The sequence below is a fragment of the Alteromonas sp. KUL49 genome, from assembly GCF_006538345.1.
Lineage (GTDB): Bacteria > Pseudomonadota > Gammaproteobacteria > Enterobacterales > Alteromonadaceae > Alteromonas.
The window spans coordinates 650,752-667,774 of the sequence record NZ_BJKL01000001.1; the positions used below are offsets into that span (position 1 = coordinate 650,752).

General features: G+C 45.0%; 16 protein-coding genes. 10 read left to right on the top strand and 6 right to left on the bottom strand.

Features of this window, described 5'->3' with window-relative positions; genetic code table 11:
• The first annotated feature begins 74 nt into the window (after positions 1–74).
• A complete protein-coding gene (locus EYS00_RS02690; RefSeq protein WP_130635021.1) occupies positions 75–2,417 on the top strand; it encodes an ATP-binding protein in 2,343 nt (780 codons plus the stop codon).
• A 47-nt stretch (positions 2,418–2,464) separates the two neighbouring features.
• Here the strand turns inward: EYS00_RS02690 and EYS00_RS02695 are convergent, their stop codons facing one another.
• On the bottom strand, positions 2,465–3,280 hold the full coding sequence (locus tag EYS00_RS02695; RefSeq protein ID WP_130635022.1) for a Spy/CpxP family protein refolding chaperone: 816 nt from the start codon (positions 3,278–3,280) through the stop codon (positions 2,465–2,467).
• A gap of 243 nt (positions 3,281–3,523) precedes the next feature.
• Between EYS00_RS02695 and EYS00_RS02700 the strand changes: the two genes are divergently transcribed.
• The 4 genes from EYS00_RS02700 to trmL all read left to right on the top strand — a co-directional run bounded on the left by EYS00_RS02700 (position 3,524) and on the right by trmL (position 7,167).
• Positions 3,524–4,264, top strand: coding sequence for a response regulator transcription factor (locus EYS00_RS02700; RefSeq protein WP_130635023.1), 741 nt, complete (start codon positions 3,524–3,526; stop codon positions 4,262–4,264).
• Entirely contained in the window at positions 4,261–5,622 is a 1,362-nt protein-coding gene (locus EYS00_RS02705; protein ID WP_130635024.1) for an ATP-binding protein, read from the top strand. Before EYS00_RS02700 ends, EYS00_RS02705 begins: the two co-directional genes overlap by 4 nt.
• Before the next feature lie 38 nt (positions 5,623–5,660).
• A complete protein-coding gene (locus EYS00_RS02710) occupies positions 5,661–6,626 on the top strand; it encodes an alpha/beta fold hydrolase (RefSeq protein ID WP_130635025.1) in 966 nt (321 codons plus the stop codon).
• 76 nt (positions 6,627–6,702) lie between these two features.
• Positions 6,703–7,167 carry a tRNA (uridine(34)/cytosine(34)/5-carboxymethylaminomethyluridine(34)-2'-O)-methyltransferase TrmL gene (gene trmL / locus EYS00_RS02715; RefSeq protein ID WP_130635026.1) on the top strand — a complete coding sequence of 155 codons (465 nt, stop codon included), beginning with the start codon at positions 6,703–6,705 and terminating at the stop codon, positions 7,165–7,167.
• An 11-nt stretch (positions 7,168–7,178) separates the two neighbouring features.
• Here trmL and EYS00_RS02720 read toward each other — a convergent pair whose 3' ends face one another.
• Positions 7,179–8,156, bottom strand: coding sequence for an ion channel (locus EYS00_RS02720; RefSeq protein WP_130635027.1), 978 nt, complete (start codon positions 8,154–8,156; stop codon positions 7,179–7,181).
• Positions 8,157–8,299: 143 nt separating this feature from the next.
• Between EYS00_RS02720 and EYS00_RS02725 the strand changes: the two genes are divergently transcribed.
• Positions 8,300–10,255, top strand: coding sequence for a sialate O-acetylesterase (locus tag EYS00_RS02725; protein WP_165399286.1), 1,956 nt, complete (start codon positions 8,300–8,302; stop codon positions 10,253–10,255).
• 41 nt (positions 10,256–10,296) lie between these two features.
• Here EYS00_RS02725 and gpsA read toward each other — a convergent pair whose 3' ends face one another.
• Genes gpsA through EYS00_RS02745 form a run of 4 tightly spaced genes read right to left on the bottom strand, consistent with a single transcriptional unit; the run spans position 10,297 to position 12,564 of the window.
• Positions 10,297–11,301, bottom strand: a complete 1,005-nt coding sequence (gpsA, locus tag EYS00_RS02730) for an NAD(P)H-dependent glycerol-3-phosphate dehydrogenase (protein WP_130635125.1) — start codon at positions 11,299–11,301, stop codon at positions 10,297–10,299.
• 11 nt (positions 11,302–11,312) lie between these two features.
• Positions 11,313–11,819: a protein-export chaperone SecB gene (secB, locus tag EYS00_RS02735; RefSeq protein WP_130635029.1), complete on the bottom strand. Its 507-nt coding sequence runs from the start codon at positions 11,817–11,819 to the stop codon at positions 11,313–11,315.
• A gap of 49 nt (positions 11,820–11,868) precedes the next feature.
• The gene (grxC, locus tag EYS00_RS02740) at positions 11,869–12,126 is read right to left on the bottom strand and encodes a glutaredoxin 3 (RefSeq protein ID WP_130635030.1); all 258 of its coding nucleotides are present in this window, start codon (positions 12,124–12,126) and stop codon (positions 11,869–11,871) included.
• 12 nt (positions 12,127–12,138) lie between these two features.
• Positions 12,139–12,564 carry a rhodanese-like domain-containing protein gene (locus tag EYS00_RS02745; RefSeq protein ID WP_130635031.1) on the bottom strand — a complete coding sequence of 142 codons (426 nt, stop codon included), beginning with the start codon at positions 12,562–12,564 and terminating at the stop codon, positions 12,139–12,141.
• Positions 12,565–12,792: 228 nt separating this feature from the next.
• On the opposite strand from EYS00_RS02745, the gene EYS00_RS02750 reads away from it, so the two are divergent.
• From EYS00_RS02750 to EYS00_RS02765, 4 genes are all read left to right on the top strand, one after another.
• Complete coding sequence (locus EYS00_RS02750) at positions 12,793–13,962, top strand: murein hydrolase activator EnvC (protein WP_373995553.1); 1,170 nt, start codon at positions 12,793–12,795, stop codon at positions 13,960–13,962.
• Positions 13,963–14,083: 121 nt separating this feature from the next.
• Complete coding sequence (locus tag EYS00_RS02755) at positions 14,084–14,866, top strand: SDR family oxidoreductase (RefSeq protein ID WP_130635032.1); 783 nt, start codon at positions 14,084–14,086, stop codon at positions 14,864–14,866.
• A 6-nt stretch (positions 14,867–14,872) separates the two neighbouring features.
• A complete protein-coding gene (locus EYS00_RS02760; protein WP_130635033.1) occupies positions 14,873–15,889 on the top strand; it encodes an AraC family transcriptional regulator in 1,017 nt (338 codons plus the stop codon).
• Between the two features lie 158 nt (positions 15,890–16,047).
• Entirely contained in the window at positions 16,048–16,869 is an 822-nt protein-coding gene (locus EYS00_RS02765) for a divergent polysaccharide deacetylase family protein (protein WP_242618625.1), read from the top strand.
• Positions 16,870–17,023 lie beyond the last annotated feature (154 nt).

The window sequence follows — 17,023 nt, forward strand, 5'->3', positions numbered from 1 at the left end:
CTTTATTAAGAAATAGACCTCTAAAAATTTCAAACTTAACTATGCTTAGCATTGGGTAACCAATCGTTAGGTTCATGAAAAGCAGCGCCACTACCAATAGTTTCGCGATTCTGATGACAATCGTCATTAGCGCTTTTATTCATCTCATCTCATTCTTTTTAGCGCAAACTTTATTGAAAGACTGGCGGGGCGAACACGTACCTCTGCACAGTGCAATAGAGGTGTTTGGTGGCGCCATCGCTTTATTTGTTGCTTACTTATTGATTCAACTTAATCGTAGTGGTCAAGGAACCAGCTTCAATATCATCATAGCCAGTGCTTTTGCCGTTATGGGGGTTGTAGATATCGCACATGCCTTGGTGCAACCCAGTGAGCTTTTTGTCTGGTTACATTCAGTAGCGACTTTTTTTGGCGGCGTGGTATTTTTGTGTATCTATCTCCCTCGCAATACGCAAAAAAAACTTCCTGAACAAATGCTTTGGTGGTGTTTATTGCTATCAGTAGTGTTTGTAATTACCAGTATTACTTTTGAAGCCCATCTTCCCAGCATGTTTGATGAAGGGCGTTTTTCGTCCATAGCCCTCGGACTAAACATTGTTGGCGGTGGTTTTTTGATACTTTGTGCCATTCGACTGTACGCTCAGTATCTTAAAACTAGGAACGAGAACGACCTATTATTTATTTTACATAGCTCGTTATTTGGTCTAGCCGCTATTATGTTTCAGTCGTCAACCATGTGGGATGTTTCATGGTGGGGATGGCATTTACTAAGAATGTTGGCTTATGGTGTTGCCCTTTGGTTTGCACTAAAAAGTGAAATTTCAATCTTTAGTCAGATAGAGCAAGCCAATCGAAGTTTGAGCTTCAAAGCAGCTCAAACTGACATGGCATTACATGAAATACAGCAGCGCTTTGCCTTTAATGAAAAACAACAAGCCGCCATTCTATCTTGTTTGGCTGATGCCATCGTAGTGACTGACGTAAAGGGCAATATAAGGTCGTTTTCTGACAATGCCGAAATCATGTTTGGTTATAGTGCTGAGCAAGTGGTGGGAAAAAATATCATCTGTTTGATGGAGTCTGATATTGGCAAAATGCATCATCATTATATGGCAGGGTATCAATCTAAAACTTCATCAACGGTCGTTGGCAAAAATCGAGAGTTAAAAGCTAAAAGAAATGATGGTGAAGCCTTTCCAATAGACTTAACTATCAATGAAGTCGTTTTGAACGACGAGCGACATTTTGTGGGTGTGATTCGCGATATTTCCGAACGAAAAGCACAAGAGCAATTGTTATACGAGGCGAAAGAGCAAGCGGATGCCGCAAATGCCGCAAAAAGTGCATTTTTGGCGAATACCAGTCATGAAATTCGAACGCCGCTGAATGGTGTTTATGGAAATCTGCAATTATTGATGGAGTGTGAGCTTCCGCCAAAAGCACTCAATCACGTTGAAAACGCTTTGTATTCCTCAAAAGCGCTCATGGTACTTATTAACGACATTCTCGACTTTTCTAAAATTGAAGCGGGAAAACTGCAAATAGAACATACGCCATTTCGGTTGTCTCAATTACTGGAGGGGATTAAGTCTGATATGGGGCGAGAGGCGCTAGCAAAGCACTTGTCGTTCAACTTGAATTCTACTGTGCCTCACGATTGCTGGGTAGGCGATGCATTCCGTATCAGGCAAATTTTGCTCAATATGATTTCTAATGCTGTGAAGTTTACCAAAGAAGGAGAGGTGACGGTTGCGACCTTATACGCAGAGGGAGAAGGCCACCTCACTTTTGTCGTAAAAGATACTGGTATAGGAATGAGCACAGATACTGTGGGTAAACTTTTCAGTCGATTTGATCAAGCTGATGTATCAACTACCCGCCAATTTGGAGGAACGGGTATTGGTATGTCTATCACTCACTCGTTGGTCACCATGATGGGCGGGCAAATAAAGGTTTACAGTGAATTAGGCAAAGGCTCCACATTTATTGTAAAGCTTCCCCTTGAGCAAGCCAGTTTTTCAGATCTTCCTGACTATCGAATTGCAAAAGACACCGTAGATTTCTCGGGCAAACGCATACTATTGGCCGAGGACAATGAGGTTAATCAAGCCGTTGTTGAAGGCATGTTGGCGTCTACAGGGTGTGAATTGATAATTGTAGGGAATGGAAAAGAGGCAGTTGAGACAACTGGGGAAGACGTAGACCTAATATTGATGGATGTACAAATGCCGATAATGGATGGGGTTGAAGCGACTAAGCTAGTGCGCCAAAGCTACCCGTTGCTCCCTGTGGTAGCGTTGACGGCCAATGTGATGGAATCTGATCGTCAACGCTATAGCCAAGCAGGCTTCAGTGATTGCTTGGGTAAGCCAGTGGAAAAACACGACTTGCTAGCAGTGCTGCAAAACTATCTTTAGCAGGCATTACACTTGTGCTTAATGCCTGTGACTCTCTTCGCAAACTGTTAGCTTTGTCTGAATGTACTTCTGAATAGACGAGCCTCTTGTCGACGGGCTTCAAGCTCTGCTTGCTGTTCTGTGGTAAGTACGTTCAGCAAGGCTTGTTTGTGCATCGCTTTTGCAACTGCCATATCTACCCATTGACTCTGATAACTACTCGCAAGGGCTTGCCATGCTTCAGCTGAAAATGCATCACTTCGTACTAAGGCTTTCTCCTCGCTTCTGAAGGTGCGAATTAAAGACTTGTGCGCTTTCGCTGATTGACGAAACGATGCATTGAGAGACGCTATTTGCTCTTTTTGTTCGTCGGTAATGTCCAAGCCTCTTAACATCTCACCATGACGGCCGCCACGTTGTGCCATTTCACCACGCTGCCCGTTGTTATTGCCTCGGCGTCCCTCGCGGTTTTGGCGACGTTCTTCCCGATTAGCCTCACGCTCAGCCAACTGTGCTTGCTGCTCTTCAGTAAGCACAGAATATACTGAGTGGCGAAGTTCAGCCATTGCTAGCTTGCGCTCAGCTTTAGTTTCTATTTTTTCCTCAATCATTGTATAGAAGGCTGCTTCATCCATGGCAAGAATCTCTTCCATCGATGGCTTTTCACCACGCTCTGGTCGTTCGTTATTCTCTCTGAACTCACTGACTAGTGCTTTCACTTGTAATAGTTGTGCTTCAGTGAGTGATAAACCACGTAATGAGTGCACCATTTTCTTAATGGGGTGTACTCTATCCATACCGTGGTTTGCATGCGGTCGCGCATCGACGGCGGCTACAAAAGAAAAGGTGGCTGCCAGCATACTTGCAATTACTAATTTTTTCATTGTCTTCTCCTGTGCATTTAGACAACTACAGATTAGCGAATAAAAATGCAAATGCGGTCAGCAAACTGTAAAGCTTGTGTAAAGGTTGTAGAGAATCGTGCACTGTCGTTGTCGGAGTAGGTATTCTTCGCACATTCAAGTTAAATAACAGTAATGAATCGGTGTGCGATAACACTAATCCGCGCACTTGATGACTTTTATCGTGCGTATCACACCAGCAGACTATGCTAAGGTTGAATTATTATGAACCACTATGTCGCCGAGCATTCAACAATGGACGCGTCTTTACCGCTACAATCGGTACTCATTATCGATGATGACACCGAACTGACAGATATGCTTTCTACTTATCTAGAGGGTGCTGGATACAAGGTGAATACCTGTAATGACGGACACTCTGGATTATCTGAGGCGGTGTCAGGGGAAAAGTACGATCTTATTCTGCTAGATGTCATGATGCCAAAGTTAGATGGATTTGAAGTACTGAAGCGACTCAGAGTGAGCCAGACTACGCCGGTGTTGATGCTTACCGCACGGGGTGATGACTACGACCGAATTCTAGGCTTGGAGCTTGGTGCCGATGATTACCTACCTAAACCTTTCAATCACAGAGAACTACTGGCACGAGTGAAAGCCATATTTCGTCGCCAAGCAATTAGCGCAAACAGTATTTCTGGTGAGCAAGATCTCCTCGTTGAAGAGGTGCTTCTAAGCCCAAGTCGCCAATTTGTTAGCGTTAAAGGTGAAGAGATTGCTTTAACGTCTAGTGAGTTTTCAATTCTACGACTTCTCATGCTCAATGTGGGCCAACGGGTGACTAAAGAAGAAATTAGTCAAAAGGTGCTAGGTAAACCCCTACAGGCTTTCGACCGAAGTATTGATATGCACGTGAGTAACTTACGTAAAAAGATGGCTGCTGTAAGCCCCAGTGAAAAAATTAAGACCATTCGAGGTGTCGGCTACATGTTACAGAGTGGCTCATGAAGTGGATTAAAGGATTAAACCCCATGCGCGCCATCATGGGGCGCTTGTTCTTGTGGTTTTGGGTAACCTTTATTCTCACTGCCGTACTCGCAGTATGGGGCAGTCGTCTGTTGTTCCAAGAATTAGAGGTGAGTGCTGCTTCCAATAGAGAAATTCAAGAACTCACCAAAGTGTATGAACGCTTAACCGAGCCAAGGGGGCGAAGAGGGCCATTTCCACTTTTATTGGACAGAAGCGCTCGCAACATGAATTACCGTGTTATCGCTTATGACTTTGCTGAGCAGAGGTTAATACATGGTCCTGGGATACCGTTACCACGAGGTGCGGTTAAGGATATCAAAGGAATAGCCAATCAGAGTTCGCCGATCAGTATTAAGCGCGGTGCCTTAACTTTTATCGGTCCAATCAAGTACGAGCGAAGTGGCAGAGATTATGCCGTATTTCTGGCAAGGTTCACCAGTCCGGAAGACAAGTATCAGCCCTTTGTGTACTTTTTTATTGTTGCGTTAATAACCACTACCTTGTTGTCTTGGCTATTTGCCAAGTCGCTTACCCGACCTATTATTCGGGTGCAACGGTCCACTCGAGCATTAGCTTCGGGTAACTGGCAAGTACGCATTCAAGAGTCAGATATTCGCAATGACGAACTCGGTAAATTGGCGCGGGATTTTAACAGTATGGCTGATCAATTGGAGCAGCTTTGGAACGGCCAGCAACGTTTACTTGCCGATATTTCCCATGAACTCCGTTCACCTCTAGCTCGTCTACAAATGGCCCTTGGTTTGGCTCATCAGCAAAATATAGACTCTGCAACCTTGGATAGAATTGACAGAGAAGCCCAGCGAATGGAGGCGCTGATTAAACAGTTACTCGACCTCAGCAGAGTTGAGTCTGGTAAAAGAGAGTATCAGTCGCATAAATTGTCGTTGCTACTGCAAGATATACTCACCGATGCTCAATTTGAGGCGGCAAATCGAAACAAAGCGCTAGACATTGATACTGTGCCAAGTATCGATATTCAAGCCAATGGCGTTTTATTGTGTAGGGCAATAGAAAATGTGCTGAGAAACGCACTTCGCCATAGTCGTTATCTAACAAAGATTAGTTTTGACGTTTCTGAATCACAGTGGAGTATTTGTATTCAGGATGACGGTGCAGGGTTAACACCAGAGGAGTGCGATAGAATTTTCGCTCCCTTCTATCGAGCTTCGTTAGCCCGTGAACGCGAGTCAGGTGGCGTGGGATTAGGTCTTTCCATTGCAAAAGCAGCCGTTGATCTGCATGATGGCAGCATTGACGCTAAACCGAGTGAAAATGCTGGATTAGCCGTAACACTGACGTTTCCTTTGCGTCATTAGCAACCTCTTAGCAAGAAATAGGAGTAGGGGCATTGAGTATGACATGGAGTTTCACTGCTGAAGCTAATATCGCTGACACTTTTGCAACGCACATCAACCCATTTTGGCAACAGAGTGTTACGCAGAGTACTTTCAAGGGAAAGGGAGATGTAACTGTGCATTACGCATGGTGTGTACCTGAAAATGCCCAAGCCACTATCGTCATAAGCTCGGGACGAATAGAGTCCTATCTAAAATATAAAGAACTCATTTTCGATTTTTACAACAACGGATTTGCTGTTTTTATTCTAGATCATCGGGGTCAGGGACTATCTGACCGTATGACTAAGGATAGGCATCACGGTTACGTTGAGCACTTTGACGACTACGTAGAGGACTTACTGACGTTTGTTCATACTGTGGTTACCCCCAACCAGCACGGAGAGCGATACCTTGTGTGTCATTCTATGGGCGGAGCTATTGGTACACTCACCTTGCTTCGTGAACCAGAGTTATTCTCAAAGGCTGTGTTAGCAGCTCCCATGTATGGCATTAAACCGGCACTTCCCGATTGGTTAGCATCAAGTCTGCTTCAAGTAGGTTTGGGCGTAAACAGGCTCCGTCGGAGAGACTCAGGGTATTTTTTTGGACAAACCGGTTATGTATCTCTCCCTTTTACGCTGAATAAATTGACTCATAGTCAATCGCGATACCGCTTGTTTAGAGCGCTCTACGACGAAGAAAAAGCGCTTCAACTCGGCGGTGTAACCACTGAATGGTTAAGTGCTGCGAAAACTGCGATGGATCTCATTCGACAGCGGGCTCAAGAAATTTCATTACCTATGCTGGTACTCAGTGCTGATAGAGACCACATTATTGATAACAAGCGTCAACGAGAGGTAGTAGCCACCATTCCTAATGCTAGTCTAGAGATCATTCCTGACGCCTATCATGAATTGTTTATTGAGCGTGATGAGTTGCGAATAAAATCACTGACTAAGGTGCTCGATTTTTTAGCGACTTAGCCCCAAAGTTTACTATGCTTGCCATATCTAACTGAGCGCACTATCCTGTGCGCCATCGCGATAAAGAGTGCCTGCTATGTTAGATATTGTCCTTTACCAACCTGAAATTCCTCCCAACACGGGGAACATTATTCGCCTGTGTGCCAACAGCGGATTTACGTTACATTTGATTGAGCCATTAGGTTTTGAATGGGATGACAAACGGGTGCGACGTGCAGGATTGGACTATCATGAGTTTGCTCATGTTAAACGTCACAAGAACTTCGAGGCTTATATAGACAGCGAAAAGCCAAGTCGCGTATTTGCCTGTACCACTAAAGGTAAGGCGTTTCACAGCGATGTAGTCTATAAAAAAGGGGATGCTCTGTTGTTTGGGCCAGAAACCAAGGGGCTTCCTGACGATATCATTCTCTCATTGCCGCCCGAGCAGCGCGTACGTATTCCTATGCTACCGGATAGCAGAAGCATGAACCTATCTAATGCCGTTTCTGTATTTGTGTATGAAAGTTGGAGACAGATGGGGTACGAGGGCGCGCGATAAAAGTGCGCGTGTCACCGGGTCATTTTCTTCACAAACACCACCACAAAAAGAGCTATGGTAAAACTACCGGTAAATGCCTCTATTGCAGCTATTGCTCGGGAGTAACCAACGGGCGTAAAGTCGCCGTAACCTAAGGTGGTAAAGGTTACTACCGAGTAATATAGACAAGAAAGAAACAGTGACACATTTTCCCATAAGGGTTTGTCGGGTGAATAAGCAATAATATCGCCCTGATAATTTAAGCCTGTGAAGGTGTATATCGACGCACAGATAATAATCATCACTATAGAAATAAAGACTATGCGCAACGGCGCTTCCCCGTATCCGCAAAAAATGTCTACAATTTTCGACCCTAATCTCTTAAAACTAAATTTAGGCATGCGCATTCGGCGCACGGTCAGTTCTCTTTGAATCAAGTCGCCGGAGAGGGAAAACAACCCCTCCCTTTCTGAGTGCTTACGTAGGTCTCTATAGATTTCTTCGGCTTGTTCATAAAGATCAAAGGCTTCGTCGAATTCTTTCTTCTGCGTAGCAATTTTAGCGAGCTTTTGCTGTCGTAGTTCTTTTCCTAATTTGATGTTTTCAATTTTGCATTCATGCCAACGCACACCCAATAAATTGCAATCCCGTAAACTAGCGCAGTTAATATTGGCTGCCGTTAAATTGGCTTTCATCAAACTCGCGTGGTCCAATTTAATATTGAATAAATGCGCACAGTCCAGCTTGGCGCGATATAAGTCTGCATAGGAAAAATCAAATCCATGCTTTTTATGGTGATTGACAAGATTAACCTGACTCAGATCCGCATGTTTTAGCACTATTCCTCGTGTTTGTCCGCCCGAGCGAGCGTACTGCTCCAGTTTTTCTTTAATTTCTGGACCAGATTTATCCTGGTTGGGATCGTGCCAAAAACACAAGCCAGACTCATTGGCATGTTCATTACATACAAACCCGTCTTTATCCTCATAGGCACATATCTTTTTGGTCATAGCGGTTACGAAGTTATTTTCTAATTACCTAACGCTAAGTATAGACAGTGATTTTTTATTTGGCAGAAAGGCATTCGATGCTTTGTATGTTATGTTACTTTTATGTGAATTTTGGCTTTTTTTCTGTGTACTTGGGAGTGTATATGAAAGGATTTTTGGGTTACTGGATATGGGCAATGAAAGCCATCATCCTGATGGGTATGATGTCCACAGCCACCGCAGAAACACAGTTAACTACAGCAGCCATTTTTTATGATCATATGGTCATGCAGCGCGATAAACCTGTCAAAATATGGGGTAGCGGTACCCCCAGTAGTGTTATTACTGCCACGCTTACGTTAAGCAAGGAAAGTAGTGTTACCTCTTCAGTAGTAGTGAACACTGATGGTGAATGGTTACTCGAACTACCACAACAGAGGGCGGGGGGGCCTTATGAGCTTACTATAACCTCAGGCAGCGAGATTCAGCATTTTCGAGACGTAATGATAGGTGACGTATGGCTTGCATCGGGCCAATCGAATATGGAGTGGAAACTCCATCAGCAAGTCGACAATTGGCAAGACGAGGTGCGAGATAGTGACTACCCAGACATTCGTTTTTTTGAAATCGACAATCATTTTTCGGCAACACCTCAGTCCCAAATCAAGTCCTCTTATAGATGGGTGAAAGCCAATCCTCGCAATTCCGGCAACTTTTCTGCCGTCGCTTGGTTTTTTGCAAAGTCACTTCATGTAGAAAAGGGAATTCCAATTGCGATTATTGATAGTACATGGGGAGGGACTCCAGCAGAGGCATGGACATCGCTTCCCGTACTATCCCAGCAAGAACACTATCGCGACATGGCGGCAAGCATAATGAAGGCACCCGATGAGTGGGAAGCAAGATTTGCAGCAAACGAGGCTCTGATTACAGAAAAGTATGCCTTGGTGTCGTCATCCAGTGGCTATGCGGATGGCGCAGTGCTTACCACTGACTATGACGATAGCCAGTGGGAGGTTCGGGAAGTGCCAAACCCGTCAAATGCGCCTTTTACTGATGTGGCATGGCTGAGAAAAACGGTAAACCTTGCTGAAGTACCTGATACCGCGAGCTTACATTTGGGAAGACTAGAAAAACTAGCGCGGGTATTTGTTAACGGACAACAGGTGTACGAGCAGTATTGGACTGATTTCGAAGACAGTATCGACATTCCCCATGGGCTGCTAAAACAAGGTGATAATATTATTGCCGTGCGTTTAATTAACGACTGGGATAACAAGGCTCATTTGGGTATGCCGAATAAGGTCTACTTAATGATCGATAAGCAAGTATTATCGCTTGAAGGACATTGGAAGTATTCAAATCAGGTTGAACTTCTGATACCCAAAGCCCAAAGATACAATGAAAGCACTGGCGTTTTGTTCAATGCCATGGTGCACCCGATAGTAAACTATCCGCTGAAAGGAGTGATTTGGTATCAAGGGGAATCCAATGTAGGCGCCAACGAGTGGTATTCAACCTTATTTAAGTCGATGATCCTCGACTGGCGCCAACGTTGGGATCAGCTTGATTTACCTTTTTTGTTTGTACAGCTAGCGAGTTTCTTACCCCCCTCTGAAGTGCCTGAGGAAAGTGCGTGGGCACAGCTTCGAGACGCGCAAACCTCGGTGTTGACGCTACCAAAAACAGGTATGGCTGTAGCGTTAGACGTCGGTGATGCCGATGACATTCATCCGCGTAACAAGCAGGCTATTGGACATAGATTATATCTAGCAGCAAAACATGTCGCCTACGGCGAAAGTCTTCTGTTTTCCGGGCCTCAGATTTCTGACGCAGTGCCAGATACTCACGAAGGCATAAGAGGAGTGATGGTTTCCTTCCAGCATAATGAAGGTTTACAGGCTAAGCATCATAACCGCCTACTCGGATTCGCCATCGCCGGCGCTGATAGGACGTATGTTAATGCGAAAGCTCGTATTCTAGATGATGCAGTGTTCGTCTATTCAGAACAGATTAATGAGCCTGTATCTGTGCGATATGGTTGGGCAAACAATAGTAACGGGAATTTATACAACAGGGCAGAGCTTCCAGCAGTGCCCTTTGAGATAAATCTTGAGTAATACGGCGCTCGGAGCAGAGCGCCTCGACTACGGCAAGCGTGTTATGCTTCGCTTTTGAGGTCTCTGCTTAAGAGTGCGAGCGCAGCCTCTTTCGCTGATTTGCCTTGATAAAGTACAGCATAGATTTGTTCGCAAATGGGCATTTCTACGCCGACCTTCTGAGACAGAATGTGCACTTCTTCGGTATTTCGGTAGCCCTCTACGACCTGACCAATCTCTTCCATCGCTTGGTCTACAGATTTTCCTTCTCCGAGGGCAAGGCCAAATCGTCTGTTGCGCGATTGGTTGTCTGTACAAGTAAGTACCAGATCACCGAGTCCAGCCATGCCCATAAAGGTTTCTGGCTGGGCACCAAGTTTGACACCGAGGCGACTGAGTTCAGCTAAACCTCTTGTAATCAAAGCGGTTCGGGCATTTGCACCAAATCCAAGACCATCAGCTAACCCTGCACCGATAGCAATCACATTCTTAACTGCTCCACCAAGTTGAACACCGGTAAAATCTGGGTTCTTGTAGACTCGAAAAGACTTTGCACAGTGTAGCTTTGCGGCAAAATCGTCAGCAAAACCTTCATCTGAAGAAGATAAAGATATAGCAGTAGGTAAGCCTGCAACCATCTCTTTGGCAAAGGTAGGGCCAGACAGTACAGCGAGTGAAAACTGGGTACCCAAAATGTCTTCCGCAACGTCGCGAAGTAATCGACCCGTTTTGGGTTCTAACCCTTTTGTTGCCCAAATGATTCTATGCTCACTAGTCAACATGGGCTTGATTGTTTTGAGCAATGCAGCAAAGGCATGACTGGGCACAACGACTAGGATGTCACGGCTCGCAGACACCACTTTCGCTAGATCTGATTCGACATTTAGCGAATCAGGAAAGTTAGCCCCTGGCAAATATCGCGCGTTTTGTCTTGATTCGGCCAACGCGTCCATGTGCTTTTTATCACGACCCCAAAGTAAGGTAGGGTTACCATTTCTGGCAAGACAAAAAGCAAGGGCGGTGCCATACGACCCCGCCCCTAACACTGAAACCGATGTCGGATTCACGTTCACGTTAATTACGCATCCATTTTTGGTGCTTGTTCGCCCTGAGCTTCTTGTGCACGTTTTTGTACATAAGCGGCAAAAATCGCGTCAAAGTTTACCGGTGCTAGGTTCAGTGGAGGGAAAGTTCCACGGTTAACTAGGCTAGAAATGGCTTCACGAGCGTAAGGGAAAAGCATGTTAGGGCAGAATGAACCCAGTGTATGTGCTTTGTTTTGGTCTGGCATTTCGCCGATAGCGAAAATACCTGCCTGTTGAACTTCACATAAGAATGCGGTTTCTTCACCAAGCATTGCGGTAACTGTCACTGACAGTACTACTTCGAATACGTTCTCGTCTAACTTGTTAGTGCTTGTATCAATGTCCAATTTGATTTCAGGCTTCCACTCTTTAGTAAAGATAGCCGGCGCATTTGGAGACTCAAAAGAAATGTCTTTTGTGAAAATACGTTGAACGTTGAATTGAGGCGCCTGTGCTGGTTGTGCTGCTTCGCCTGTGTTTGTCTGATTTTCGTCAGCCATGAGATTTCCTATTAATTTTCGTTATATATGGTGAACTTGGTTCTTGCGTTTAGAGGCCGAGTAACGGATTGAGTTTCTGCTGTGACTCAAGCGCCATCATGTCGTCGCACCCGCCAATGTGCTGGTCGTCAATGAAGATTTGAGGAACTGTCCAACCACCGTTGGCACGCTCAATCATTTCATCCCGTAGCTCAGGTTGAACATCAATGGGATATTCTTGAAATTCAACCCCTTTTTGTGTCAACAGAGCTTTTGCTCGATGGCAGTACGGGCAATGCCCTTTCGTATAAAGTTCAACTTTGCTCAAAATCGTCACCTATTATTTTGAAACGGGAAGACTTGCACTAGTCCAAGCATTCATACCGCCATCTAGTACGCTAACATTGCTGAAACCCGCTTTTGACAGCGCGCTTGCTGTGCCTCGCGCCTGGTTACCCATCGCGCATACAACAATAATGGGTTTATCTTTCGCGTTTTCAAGCTTCTTAAAATTTTTCTCTCTGACTTCTTCAGGTTTAAGCTGACGAGCGTTGAGAATATGGCCTGATTTGAACTCTTTAGCAGCTCGGATATCAAGCACTACAGCGTCGTTTTTATTCATTAGCATGGTGGCGTCATGCGTGTTTATTGCCTTTATCGAAGAGGTTAGTGTGCTGATATAGCTATATATCAACATGGCGACAAGTGCTAACCAAATACCGGCAAGTATCATGTTATTTCCGGCAAATTCGATGAGCTGATCCATTACTTCATACCTTGTTTATTGACCACAAAAGAGAGCAAAGTATATAGAAAACTGACAGATAAACCAGTCTCCTGTTTAGCGACTTTACTCTATGGACTAAATCCCTCGCTAGATGGTTGATCTAACTTATAAATTAGACTGGGATTTGCCTGTGTGGTCAGATAGACTGGGGTTTTAAGCACGCAAGTGCCGTTTGAATTCTGGCAAGAACGATTTGTTCAACGAGTTATGTTAGCAAACCTCAAATTTGTAATGTTTAGTATTGCGATCTCACTGGCAAATGCCCTTGTATTTGTCGGTGATGCTTTTGCGCAGCAAAATGACGGCGCGCAAGAAACGGCACAACTAGAAGCATTGCAAGCCGAGCTTAGAGAACGCCAGCGAGCATTGTCTGAAAATCAAACTTCTGCAAAAGATGTAGAAGCTGTGCTTGCTCAATCTGAAATTGAAATTGGTCAAGTTGCCAAAGCTTTGGCCGAAACGCGCACCGAACTGTCGCAGAATATCGAAGAGCAACAGACGCTCGAAGCTGAACAAAAACAGCTCGCAGATGCCATCATCCAACAACAGTCCTTGTTGTCTAATCAATTAAAAAGTGCCTTTATGGCCGGGCATTACGACTACGCAAAAATGATTTTTTATCAACAAGAAGCCCGTAGTTTCGAGCGTATGCTTACTTACTATCAGTACATGTCAGGTGCTCGGCAATCTGCGATAGATGAGTTTAAATCTACTGTTGCAGCCCTGAAGTCTGTAGGTATTGAGCTCGCTCAAAAAGCTCAAGAGTTAAGCTCACTTGAGCAGGAGCAAGAACGACAGCGAGCTAACTTACTCGCGCGTCAGCAAGACAGAAGACAAACCCTGGTGAAACTCAATGCGCTGATTGCTACAGAAGCACAGCGAATTGAACGGTTAAAAGCGGGTGAGCAGGCATTGTTGGCGGCAATAGAAGCGGCGAGGAGAGCCGCCGAACGTGCGGCTCAACAAGCAGAAATTGCGCTTGATGGACTTGCGCCATTGAAGGGACAACTCCAGCCTCCTGTTGACGGTAGAGTGAGAAACCTATTTGGTAATCGAAGACAAGGTCAGGTGCGTTGGAAAGGTGTCATTATTGATGGTTCCGAAGGCGATGCCGTGCGGACGATTGCTCCGGGAAAAGTACTTTACGCGGATTGGCTACGAGGGTTCGGTTTGGTGGCAATTGTTGATCATGGTGAAGGTTATATGTCGGTATACGGGCATAACCAGGCGCTTCTCAAACAGGCGGGTGACGATGTTCGTCAGGGAGAGAGTATTGCCTTAGTGGGCCAAAGTGGTGGGCAAAGTTCTCCTAATTTGTACTTCGAAATTCGTCATAAGGGTAAAGCACTTAATCCTCGTTCGTGGCTGTCTCGCTAGTTACAATTCTTGTCTCTCTTATCTTTGTCGTGCTTTGATGAAGCATTGGCGCGTTTTGATGCCGTGAGCTAGGTTTTTGTTCGTTAGAATGTGTGCATCTTAACCCAAGTGAGAAAGGCTCATGAATCAAACAGGCACAGCATTAATAACCGGCGCATCAAGTGGTATCGGATGGCATTTTGCTCATGAACATGCCAAAAGAGGTGGCGATGCCATCTTGGTTGCAAGGAATGAAAAAAAGCTTACAAGTCTGAAACAAGTGCTTGAAGCACAATATCAAATTTCAGCGCATGTCATCGCTGCAGATCTGCAGTCACCCGGGGCAGCACAAGAAATTTATGAAAAAACCACATCGCAACAGCTTTCTGTAGATGTGCTTATTAATAATGCGGGATTTGGCGGTCATGGTGTGTTTTCTGAGCGAGAACTCGCTGACGACTTAGCAATGATTCAGGTGAATATTAGTGCGCTGACAGCACTGACGCATTACTACATAAAAGACATGGTAGCGCGAGGACACGGTAAAATACTCAACGTATCTTCAACGGCCTCATTTATTCCTGGGCCGTTACAAGCTGTGTATTATGCGACTAAGGCTTTTGTTACTTCATTTTCTCAGGCGATAGCACAAGAGCACAGTGATAAGGGTATTACTGTCACGGCGCTTTGTCCCGGTGCTGTAAAAACGGGCTTTGCTAAAGCGGGGAATTTGGAAGATGTTGCCGTGTTTGAGAAAGGCAAATCGGCTGAGTCTGTCGCTGCTTTTGGTTATGCAAAAATGGAGCAAGGTAAGTTAGTTGCCGTCAATGAAAGTGGATTACGCTTTTTGATAGATTGGGTAATACCATTGTTACCTCGTAAACTCGTTCTTAAAATGTCACGACAGTCCATGGAGAAAAAGTAGTTAGTCATGACAAAACATGTGAACAAATTTACCGTGCTTCCTACGTGGAAGCCTATGTTAGAAGCTGCGGGTATCGATATTCCTATGCTTTTACGAGAGGCAAAACTGCCTGCTGATTTGTTCACTCGTGATAAAAGTATGCTTACCAGTGCAGACTATTTTCATATGTGGGAATTGGGCAATAAGCAAGTACCCGACGGGTTACTCGCCCTTAAACTTGCAAAAGCGATAAACTTTGAGTTGTTTGACGTACCCTTGTTTGCCTGCATGTGTAGCAAAGACTTTGTCACCGCCGTCAAACGTATTGCTAAATACAAGCCTTTAATTGGCTCGTTTAGATTGACTATCGACGAAGCTAATAAAAGTGGAATGACAATTCATATTTCCCAGACAGAAGCAGTGGATTGTCCACGTGTGATCCCTCATGTCGTGGCGTTGGGAGAGTTGGTGTTTTTCACCCAAGTTGCCCGTATTGCCACTCAAACTCATGTTGTTCCGATCCAACTGTGTTTGCCCGAGCTTCCAGATAACATATCGGCCTACGAGACTTATTTTGGTTGTAAGCTTAACACTGGGAAAAGCCTCTCGATTACTTTTGCAAACGAGGACGTTATTGCACCGTTTATCACGTCCAATGCTAGAATGTGGGAACAGTTGGAACCCGGTTTAAATCAGGCGCTTTGTGAAGCAACTACACAAACAAGCCACAGCGAACGAGTGCGAGGAGAGCTAGGGCGAACATTGGCATCTGGCTTGTGTCAAATTGAACACATAGCGTCAAATATGGCAATGAGTCCGCGAACGCTCCAACGTAAATTGGCGCAAGAAGGTACAAGTTTCAAAGAAATCCTCCACGGGCTGCGTTATGAGATGGCTGGGAGATATCTCAAGCAGTCTCACCTCTCCACTGCAGATATCGCCTTTATGTTAGGTTTTGACGAAGTTAATTCATTTACACGGGCATTTCACAGTTGGGCCGGCCACTCAGTGGGTGACCATAGACGAACTCTTAATGCCAGTTAACCCAAGGTAGATTTTTGTACTTCCTTTTTAGTCCAGCTTGGTATGCTTTACCCAACGGTGATAAGCCGTACATGTGCGCGCGGAAATAAAAAACGAGAGCTCAAATCGTCACCTTAAAGCTGATGTCGGGCTACTCGATAAAAGATCGGAATACAATAATGCGATTGTGTATGCTCACTCGATTGGGTGCGCTACTCATGCTGGCTTTGCATATAGTGAATGTGCGAGCTGCAACAAATCACTCTTCTTATGATGCTTCTGTTTTAGAGGCAAGCCCTCGTGTTGTTATTATCTTAGACGATCTCGGATATCGCCAATCAGACCTGAACGCGCTGACACTACCACCCGAAATAACTTTTGCGATTTTACCCGATACTCCATTGGGGTTTGATATTGCTCACTTGGCCCATAACCAAGGCCGTGAGGTGATGTTGCACATGCCGATGCAAGCGTCCGGCGGGAAGCGAATGGGACCTTTGGGGCTTACTACTGATATGTATCCTGCTGCCATCACGCATAATGTACGACAAGCCATGAGAACCGTGCCTTACGCGGTTGGCGTGAATAATCACATGGGCAGTGCATTTACCACCAATACAGATACCATGCGCGCTTTCATGCAAGAAGTGAAACGCCAAGGACTATTCTTTGTGGATAGTCGCACAAGCGTGGCGTCAAAGGGCCAACAAATGGCAAATCACCTTGGTGTGCCTAATGCTCGCAGACAAGTATTTCTCGACAATGACACGTCAGAATTGGCTATGCTACGCCAGTTTGAGATGATGAAACGCATTGCAAAGAAACAAGGCTTTGTTGTGGTGATTGGCCATCCATACCCTGAAACGGTAGACTTTCTATCTCGGCACTTGCCACAGTTAGCAGAAGAAGGATTTACCCTGGCCACTGTGGATTCTGCACTGTATTTTCCATCGTCAAATGCTGAGCAGGTTTCTAATCCCATTAACATCGCCCCTCAATAAACTCGTCCAGTTATAGCTTGTTAAATATCAAGGTGTTGCATTTTTGACCAGTAATTTAATGGAAAATTATTGCAGCAAAAATTTCATTACAGAGCACTTTGATATATTATAACGTCGCTCTCGAAGCACCCAATCATCAGCGTCATCTAAGATA